This is a genomic window from Nonomuraea sp. NPDC049158 (genome assembly GCF_040648335.1).
In the GTDB taxonomy this organism is placed as follows: domain Bacteria; phylum Actinomycetota; class Actinomycetes; order Streptosporangiales; family Streptosporangiaceae; genus Nonomuraea.
This window is the reverse complement of record NZ_JBEZDM010000078.1, coordinates 1-8,837: the sequence shown is the minus strand read 5'-3', so window position 1 is coordinate 8,837 and position 8,837 is coordinate 1. Positions and strand designations below refer to the sequence as shown.

Here is an 8,837-nt window from a genome sequence, read left to right as displayed (position 1 = left end):
CCCACCTGAGCCAGCCCCGCCTACAGCCCAAGCCCGACCCCACACCCCGGGCTTCGCTGCCGCGCGCCCCCGACTCACCCGATTTTCGGGTCAGAAAAGGAAGAACGCGCCCAGCCACGACTAGCGGCACGCGCCCCGCACAAGGGTGCGGCTCACCGGGCTGGGCCTAAACCATCGGAAAACGCCCGCCCAGGGCCGGGAGCGACGAGGAAACTCGTGCGCTCCCGGACCCGGTGGCGGACGTTAGTCGCGGTGGAGCTTGCGGTAGGTGATCCGGTGGGGGCGGGCGGCGTCCGCGCCCAGACGCTCGATCTTGTTCTTCTCGTAGTCGGCGAAGTTGCCCTCGAACCAGAACCAGTTCGACCCTTCCTCCCACGCCAGGATGTGCGTGGCGATGCGGTCGAGGAACCACCGGTCGTGCGAGGTGATGACCGCGCAGCCCGGGAAGTCGAGGAGCGCGTTTTCCAGCGAGGAGAGCGTCTCGGTGTCGAGGTCGTTGGTGGGCTCGTCGAGCAGGAGGACGTTGCCGCCCTGCTTGAGGGTGAGCGCCAGGTTGAGGCGGTTGCGCTCGCCGCCCGACAGGACGCCGGCCTTCTTCTGCTGGTCGGGCCCCCTGAAGCCGAACGCCGCGATGTAGGCGCGCGATGGCATCTCGACGTTGCCGACCTTGATGTGGTCGAGCCCGTCGGAGACGACCTCCCAGACGTTCTTGTTCGGGTCGATGCCGCCGCGGCTCTGGTCGGCGTAGGAGATCTTGACGGTGTCACCGACGACGATCGAACCGCTGTCGGGCGTCTCACTGCCGGTGACCATGCGGAACAACGTGGTCTTGCCGACGCCGTTGGGGCCGATGATGCCGACGATGCCGTTGCGCGGCAGGTCGAACGTCAGCTTCTCCATGAGCACCCGGTCGTCGAACCCCTTGGTGAGGTCCTCGGACCTGATCACCGTGGTGCCGAGACGCGGGCCCGGCGGGATCTGGATCTCGTCGAAGTCGAGCTTGCGGTGCTTGTCGGCCTCGGCCGCCATCTCCTCGTAGCGCTGCAGACGGGCCTTGCTCTTGGTCTGGCGGGCCTTCGGGTTGGAGCGGACCCACTCCAGCTCGTCTTCGAGGCGCTTCTTACGCTTGACGTCCTTCTGCCCCTCGACCTTGAGGCGCTGTGTCTTGGCCTCCAGGTAGGTGGAGTAGTTGCCCTCGTAGGCGTAGGCGCGGCCGCGGTCGAGCTCCAGGATCCACCCGGCGACGTTGTCGAGGAAGTAACGGTCGTGGGTGACGGCGAGGACGGTGCCCGCGTATTTCTCCAGGTGCTGCTCCAGCCACTGCACACTCTCGGCGTCGAGGTGGTTGGTGGGCTCGTCGAGCAGCAGGAGATCGGGAGCTTCCAGCAGCAGCTTGCACAGGGCGACGCGGCGGCGCTCACCACCGGACAGCGTGGTCACGTCGGCGTCGGGCGGCGGACAGCGCAGGGCGTCCATGGCCTGCTCGAGCTGGCTGTCGACGTCCCACGCGTTGCGGTGCTCAAGCTGGTCCTGCAGCTTGCCCATCTCGGCGAGCAGCTCTTCGCTGTAGTCGGTGGCCATCTGCTCGGCGATCGCGTTGTAGCGCTCGAGCATCTCCAGCGTCTCGGCCACGCCCTCCTGGACGTTGCCCAGGACGGTCTTCTCCTCATTAAGCGGGGGCTCCTGCTGGAGCATGCCCACGGTGAAGCCCGGCATGAGTTTGGCGTCGCCATTGGACGGCTGCTCCAGGCCGGCCATCATCCGGAGCAGCGTCGACTTTCCGGTGCCGTTCGGACCCAGGACGCCGATCTTGGCTCCGGGCAGGAACGACAGCGTGACGTCGTCAAGGACAACCTTGTCGCCGTGCGCCTTGCGCACGCGCTGCAGCGTATAGATGTACTCCGGCATGGCATCTAGCTTAGGGGCTCTCGACCCGGGCTTCCGCCGCTCCACCGGACGGTCATGAGATGGCAGGCTCCACATCGGCTTGTGGGCGATCTCCAGCGACAGCTTCGGTCGTTGACATCCATGTCCGGCGAGCGCTTCGGTCACCGGGATCCGTATCAGGCAACAGCTTCGGTCGCCGGGATCCGTATCGGGCGAGCGCTTCGGTCGTTGACACCCATGTCCGGCGAGCGCTTCGGGCGCCGGGACCTACGTCCGGCGAGCGCTCAGGAGACCGACGGCCTGTGTCGCCATCGTCCACTGCCCCGTTGCGCAGTCGGCCGTCTGGAACCTCTTCCTGTCCGCCGTACGCATCACCTGACGATCAGCGTGGCCGGGCTCCGCAGGGTGTTGGCCAGCAGCAGCTCGCGTGATCCCAAACTCGGGTTGTCGCCACGGAGACGACCTCATCTGCCGCACGACAACCCGAGATCGGCACACCGCGGCCCCAACTCCTTGGGGCCGTCGGTACAAGTGATCGCCGTCGGATCGGCCAGGCGACGGGTGAGGTCGGCCACCGCACCCAGTTTCACCGGCTGAATCGCATCGCCGGACACACGCCTGGCCGACCGTTGAGGCGCGGGCTACCGCCCTCACCGCCAGACAACGCCCCTCACCGACCATTGGCGGACGGAGATTCTCACCTCCTCCCCGGACGCACCCCCTGGCCGGCCATTGACGCGCGGGATACCGCCCACCCCGTCGGACAACAACCCCTACAGACCGTTGGCGCGTAGGACGCCGTCCTCGACAAGTTGCTCGCGCACCTCGACCAGGCGGCCCCACGCGCGAATGGTCAGATCAATCGAAGGCGGCGCACTCCTGTCATGGTCGGCGTGGGCATGAAGTCCACGGGGTCGTTCGGATCGGTGCGCAGGGGGTTGAACCGGTCGAGCAGGATATTCAGGGCGACCCGTCCCTCCAGCCGGGCCAAGGGGGCGCCCAGGCAGAAGTGGATGCCGCGGCCGAAGGCGAGATGCGGGTTGGGATCGCGATCGGGGTCGAAGACGTCGGGGTTGGGGAACTGTCGAGGGTCTCTGTTGGCCGGTCCGGGCCAGACCATGATCAGTTGATCGGCCGGGATCGTCACGCCACCGAGTTCGGCATCGCGGGTGGTGGAGCGGCCGAGGGCGGCGAACGGAGTGAAGAAGCGGAGAGACTCCTCTATGACGGCCGGGACCAAGGCGCGGTCAGCCCGTACTTTGTCCTGCTGCTCGGGGAAGGCGTCGAGGCAGAGCACCGTGTTGCCGAGGAGCATCGTCGTGGTGATGTGTCCAGCGAGCAGGAGGATGATCGCGAAGTTGACCACTTGGATGTCGGGAAGGCGTTCGCCGTCCACCTCGGCCTCGACCAGCCTGGTGAGCAGGTCGGCACGCGGCTGCCGTTTGCGCTCTGCGGCATGGCCAGCGAGATAGGCAGACATTTCATGCCACGGTCGTAGTGAGGCCTGAACGTCCGCGTTCTGTTCTTCTGTGGTCTTGTTGAGTGAGATCTTGGCGTCGCGTTGGAACAGCGCATCTGCCCACTGTTTGAACAGGGCGCGATCGCTGCTGGGCACACCCAGCAGTTCGGCGATGACGATGACCGGAAGCGGGTAGGCCAGATCGGTCACGAGTTCCAGCTGGCCGCGTTCTTGCGCCTCGTCGAGCAGTTCGTGGGTGAGGGCGGCGATCCTCGGCTCGAGATCCGCGACGACCTTACGGGTGAAGGCGCTGCTGACCAGCTTGCGCAGCTTGCCGTGCTCGGGCGGGTCGATCTGGGTGATGAAACCCTCCATCGAGAATTCCTCGGCGGCCGGCATCAAGCCCTTGGGGATCACCCGCATGGTGTCGGAGGAGAACGTCGCCGGATCTCCGAGGACCTCCTGCAGCTCCGGGTAGCCGTAGACGTTCCACATTCCCATGTCGGCGTCGTACTCGACCGGCTGACCCGATCGCGGCCCGTGCAGCCAGAAGTGCTGTTTGGGGATGTTGTACCTCTCGACGATGTCGGCCATCGCCTCTCCCTTTGTAGTAGATCCGTTTTCGGTTGGGGATCAGTTCATGAAAGATCGAGATGTACTTCCCTGGCCGCCCGGGGACGGCCCGAGGTCAGTTAGATGCGGCCATCTACATACGGCCGCCTGTCTCTCCCTGCTGCGGTGAGCAACCTCAGCCGGGAAGACGCGTGCGGTTGCATCCGTGCTGGATCCCGGCGCGACGTCGCGATGGACTCCGCGACGATCTCCGTGGGCATGCGCGGCGAGAGCGATTTCGTGACATCGGCGCGCTTAGAGCAGGGATCGGTTTTCGCTGGCCACGTTCAGTAGCGCTGGCACAGGACGCCAGGGGCCGATAGCGGACGTGGTAGCGCCGTACCGGGATCTTGTGGTGGTACGTGAGCCCTGTGGTGGTATGTGAGCCCTGCGTGAGCCCTGTGGTGGTACGTGAGCCCTGTGGTGGCGCGCAGATCCTGCCGTGGCGCCGGAAATATATGGAAATACGTTGATGCTGCAGCAGTGCCGTTATCGTGCCTAAGTGCGTTGATCATTCATTAGCGCCGCTATTGTCCGCTGGCGCGTTGATCGTACGTTGGTGAGCGGATCACGCGTTGGTGCGTATGTCGCGTGGTGATGCCGCCAGCCAGACGAAATACGCTGGCCCCGTGGCGGTGCGTGGTGAAGGGCACATGCACTACGCATCCGAGGTAGGGGTTCCATCGCTCACGTAGTGGTCGCTGAGGATCGTCCGTGGCGAACGACTCTCTCATGCCCACAGGTAGAGGGCGTCGACATGTGTTCAGGTCACCCCCTCATCGGCATGCCGCTGAAGTGGACCTTTCCCGCGTTCATTTAGCGCTCCGATCCTCGTGTCCCGACTTCTCGCGATAGTCCTGCCAGCGCAGAAGGAACTCGTTCGTGTCGTGCTCAATGAAGGCGAAGAACTCCCGAGACTCCTCCAGCCGCGCGCGCTGGTCGGGCCGGCTCTCGCCGACGATCGACAACCCGAAGTCCAACGTTTCCAGGCCGAATCCCACCCCGCCCAGCTGAACCCTCAGGACGTGTTCCCATCCTCCGCCGGCTATCTGGTAACGGTGCTCACGGCTTGACGTGGGAACACGCTCGATCATCCCGGCGCCCTCAAGCTGTCTGGCCACGGTGCTGATCGCGGTCTTGCTCACGTCGAGCTGCGCGGCCAGATCAGTGAGCGACTGGTACGAGGGGTCACAGATCATCAGCCACGCATACATGCGGCCCATCGTCCGCGTCCCGCCCAAACGCTCCATGACCAGACCCATTCGGTCGACGAACTCGGTCTCCTGCGGCTCCATCTATGCGAACTCCGGCATTATCGTAAAGTACGTACTTGACGAAGTGTACGCATTGCCTTGCCGTGTAGCAACAGTCCGAAGGACGCATACAAAGCCTCCGGCTTGGGGCGCTGGGTTCAGATTGCGGCTGGAGGATTGCGGGTTCGACGTCAGACGGCGACCTCTTCAGGAGGACGCCAGGTAGCGGGCCGCAGAGGTCGGGCGCGACGTCAGACGGTGACCTCTCCAGGAGGACATCAGGCAGCAGCCCGCCGAAGCCCCGCCACGACGCCAGGGGCAGGCCCATGACTAGGGCATCAGGCGACGAGGGCTTCGGGAGAATGTCAAGCGGCGGGGTCTTCGGGGAGGGCGGGTGGCGGTGGTTGGATGATGGGGACGCAGACTCGGTCGCGGCCGAGTTCTTTAGCGCGGTACAGCGCCAGGTCGGCGGCGGCGAGGAGTTCGATCAGGTCGTCGCCGTGGACGCTCATCAGGGCCACGCCTGCCGAGATGGTGACAGAGATCATCGCGTCGTCCGCCGGGACGGACATGCGGCCGATGCAGTAGCGGAGGCGTTCGGCCACGCGGCGGGCCTCGTGGATGTCGGCGCGTGGTAGGAGGACGACGAACTCCTCTCCGCCGAAGCGGCCCACCACGTCGTAGTCGCGCAGTTGGCTGCGGAGGGTGGCCGCGACGCCGACGAGGACCTGATCGCCGGCCAGATGGCCATGGGTGTCATTGACTCGTTTGAAGTGGTCGATGTCGATGATCAGGAGGGCGAGCGTCTCGCCGGTGCGGCGGGCGCGGACGATCTCGGTGTCGGCCTCTCGCTGCCAGGCGGCGGCGTTGAGCAGGCCGGTCTTGGCGTCGGTGCGGGCCGCCGCCTGGAGCTGGGCGTGCAGGAGGCTGCGCTGGAGCAGGACGACCGGTGGCAGGGCGAGGAGCAAGAGGGCGAGGTTGAGCCCGCAGGCGATCGCGACCGTGACGCCGAGGCAGAGCTCCACGACGTCAAGGAGCACGCTCTCCCGGTCCCAGAGCACCTCGCGCCAGGAGATGTCGGGGTTGGCGGTGTGTGCCGCGATCGCGATGAGGATGGTGTTGAGCAGGGCGAAGAGCACGGCGGAGCCGATCGCGAAGAGGATCGGGGGCCCGCTGCCCCGCGAGAGCACCGCCGAGTCGGGTACGAACCAGTGGAACGTCACGGACGCCGTACAGGCAGCCAGCCCGATGACCGCCGCGCTGCACACCCGGCGATAGAGGACCGTCGCCCGGACCCGCCATTGCAGCAGGATCTGCAGCACGATCGGCGCGAACAGCGAGTAAGCGGGTGGCAGCAGCAACGCCACCGGCAACCACCACGCAGACAGCAGGTCGCGGGAGACACCGGCGGGCATGCCCAGACGCCTGGTGGCCTCGATGCAGACCGCGCCGCAGCCCATGAGAGCGGCGAACGTCAGCAGCTGTGGCCACCGGAGTTCGGTAGATGTCGTGAAAAAGACGGTTACGGCGAGATTCAGGATGACTATCCCGCTCAGGTAGTAAAGAAGCGGACGACGTTGTCCGAGCAGTGGCCAACGGCCGGCCAGCGTTGAAACACCGTTGCGAGGCTTGACCGAGGCGTGACTGGTCGCCGCCATCTCGTCCCCTCCCTGACTAACGATGTGTAACACATTAATTGCGGAGTGTGCGTTGCGCGATGGGAACCAACTACGTTTGACGTTGTGACCACATACGTGCTGTAGTCGGCGAATGACCCGCTCACTCCGCGAGCGGACCGTGCTGGAAAGGAGCAGCCATGGTGCAGGGCGTGACCTGGACCTGAGAGACGCTCTAGCCATCTGACACCCGGCAACACCATCGGCCGAATTTTCGGTGCCACCCTGTGGGGCTTCATGGCATCACCGCGTACGGCCGGTGACCCCTCCTTCCTTCCCGCTCACCTGCGGGCGCATGAGCGGGCACCGGCTTGATCGACCGATGCTCCGCTCATGCGTGAGCCGTCGTGCAGCAGAGCCCGCTACGCCGCCGCTGCTCGGTTCTGGCCCGCTACACCGCCACTTGGTTCTGACCCGCTATGCCGCCGCTCGCTCCTCCGTCGGCCAACCAGCGTCCTCCGCTTCGATCTCGTTGTCGTCGGCGCCCAGGATCCGTACGGTCGCGCCGCCGCTCCTGCCCGCCGGAGACGGAGCGCCTCGGGACTGCGACCTCGTGGACGCCGCACCCGCTGACGTGACACCTGTTGACGCCGCAGCTGTTGACGTCGCGCCCACTTGCGCCGCACCTGCTGACGTCGCACCCATTGACTCGGCGTGGGTGGGCGCGAGATCGGTTGACGAATCACTGGTGGGCGAGGTGGCGCTCGGCGAAGAGGCGGAATGCTTGGTGTTGGGCTGCTTGGTGGCTGCGGGGCCATTCTGCTTGGTGGCGGTTGCCGTAGTGGTGCTTTCGAGGGCGCGGGTTCGACGGGAGCCGGTGCCGAGCACGTTGGTGGATATCTGGTCCTTGATGCCGTGAGTCGGCGCATGGCCCTCCTCGACCGTGCCGCTTTCCCCGGACGTGTGGGGCGGTGAAGCCGGGCGGTCCTGCTGTGATGCCGTGCGGTCCCCCGGTGGCAGCGCCTCGTCTGCCGGCGCCAGCCCGGTTGGCCTGGCTGCGGCGACGGCTGGCGGCTCCGTCGGACGGTCAGGGCCGCGCTTCTGCTCCTCTGTGACGCGGGGTGCGGAGCCTTCATCCATTCGGGCATCTACTCGGGCGGTCACCCGGGTTGTCGTGAGGGGGTCGGGGGCGGGCTTGGCGCCCATGGCCCAGTCCTGAGTTTCCTCGTCCAGGCGGTCGCGCATCTCCTTGCTCACCGAACCGGTGCCGCCGCCGCGCTCCGGCTTGGCGAAGACGCCTGTGCCCCAGCGCAGGTCGTGGCCCACCGAGCTGGCCTCGATCTCGGGCATGAAGCGCCGGTCGCCCTCGGGGCCGAACTCTCTGATGCGGAGCTTGCCGGAGACGACCACGGGCTGTCCTACCTGCACGGATTTGGCGACGTTGTCACCGAGGGCGCGCCAGCAGCGGACCGCGAAGCACACCCGCTCCCCGTCGGCCCACTGTCCGGTCCTCTTGTCGAAGTAGCGGTGGGTGGTGAGCACCCGGAGTGAGGTCACCCTGGCACCGTCGTCGAAGCTGTATTGGCGTGGCTCTGCTGCGACGTTGCCGGTGAGTGTGATGTAGATGTCGTTCATTCCGTTGCCTCCCCTGTGGCGGGCGGGGTGCCCGCGACCTGGGAATACGGTGCCTTAGGTAGGCGTGAGCGGACGGGGCCGAGCGGGGTTCTGTGGACAGCGTCGCCTTGAGGACACTGCCTGTGGACGAAGCCGCTTGTCAGCTTCTCGGCCGTAAACGACCGAGCTTGCAGCTCCTCGCCGTCGATGGCTTCGACGGTCTGGTCCGCGTCAGGCAGCGTGACTGACTGCCCAGCCCGCCGCACCGCGTGCGGCGATGTTGCGGGCTGCGTTGACGTCCGCGTGCTCAGCGAAGCCGCACGACGTACACGAGAAACAGGCTTGATCGAGCCGGTTGTTGCGGTCCACATGCCCGCACGAGGAGCACTGCTGGGA

The 8,837-nt window shown here is 66.2% G+C and carries 6 protein-coding genes; all 6 read right to left on the bottom strand.

Annotated elements, in window-relative coordinates; all coding sequences use genetic code 11:
* Nucleotides 1-243: 243 nt before the first annotated feature.
* Nucleotides 244-1,908: an energy-dependent translational throttle protein EttA gene (gene ettA / locus AB0B61_RS57125; protein WP_225292519.1), complete on the bottom strand. Its 1,665-nt coding sequence runs from the start codon at nucleotides 1,906-1,908 to the stop codon at nucleotides 244-246.
* Between the two features lie 832 nt (nucleotides 1,909-2,740).
* On the bottom strand, nucleotides 2,741-3,940 hold the full coding sequence (locus tag AB0B61_RS57120; protein WP_358450688.1) for a cytochrome P450: 1,200 nt from the start codon (nucleotides 3,938-3,940) through the stop codon (nucleotides 2,741-2,743).
* An 830-nt stretch (nucleotides 3,941-4,770) separates the two neighbouring features.
* Nucleotides 4,771-5,253 (bottom strand): MarR family transcriptional regulator, encoded by a 483-nt coding sequence (locus tag AB0B61_RS57115; RefSeq protein ID WP_358450685.1) that lies wholly within the window; start codon nucleotides 5,251-5,253, stop codon nucleotides 4,771-4,773.
* Nucleotides 5,254-5,576: 323 nt separating this feature from the next.
* Nucleotides 5,577-6,869 carry a GGDEF domain-containing protein gene (locus AB0B61_RS57110; RefSeq protein ID WP_358450682.1) on the bottom strand — a complete coding sequence of 431 codons (1,293 nt, stop codon included), beginning with the start codon at nucleotides 6,867-6,869 and terminating at the stop codon, nucleotides 5,577-5,579.
* Between the two features lie 435 nt (nucleotides 6,870-7,304).
* Nucleotides 7,305-8,462: a single-stranded DNA-binding protein gene (locus AB0B61_RS57105; protein WP_358450679.1), complete on the bottom strand. Its 1,158-nt coding sequence runs from the start codon at nucleotides 8,460-8,462 to the stop codon at nucleotides 7,305-7,307.
* 210 nt (nucleotides 8,463-8,672) lie between these two features.
* Nucleotides 8,673-8,837: zinc ribbon domain-containing protein (locus AB0B61_RS57100; RefSeq protein ID WP_358450691.1), on the bottom strand; the 165-nt coding region annotated here is incomplete at its 5' end.

Excerpts from the sequence above, each read along its gene's own strand:
- AB0B61_RS57110 (WP_358450682.1), bottom strand. The coding sequence starts at position 6,869 with ATGGCGGCGACCAGTCACGCCTCGGTCAAGCCTCGCAACGGTGTTTCA.
- AB0B61_RS57120 (WP_358450688.1), bottom strand. The coding sequence starts at position 3,940 with ATGGCCGACATCGTCGAGAGGTACAACATCCCCAAACAGCACTTCTGG.
- ettA (WP_225292519.1), bottom strand. The coding sequence starts at position 1,908 with ATGCCGGAGTACATCTATACGCTGCAGCGCGTGCGCAAGGCGCACGGC.
- AB0B61_RS57105 (WP_358450679.1), bottom strand. The coding sequence starts at position 8,462 with ATGAACGACATCTACATCACACTCACCGGCAACGTCGCAGCAGAGCCA.
- AB0B61_RS57115 (WP_358450685.1), bottom strand. The coding sequence starts at position 5,253 with ATGGAGCCGCAGGAGACCGAGTTCGTCGACCGAATGGGTCTGGTCATG.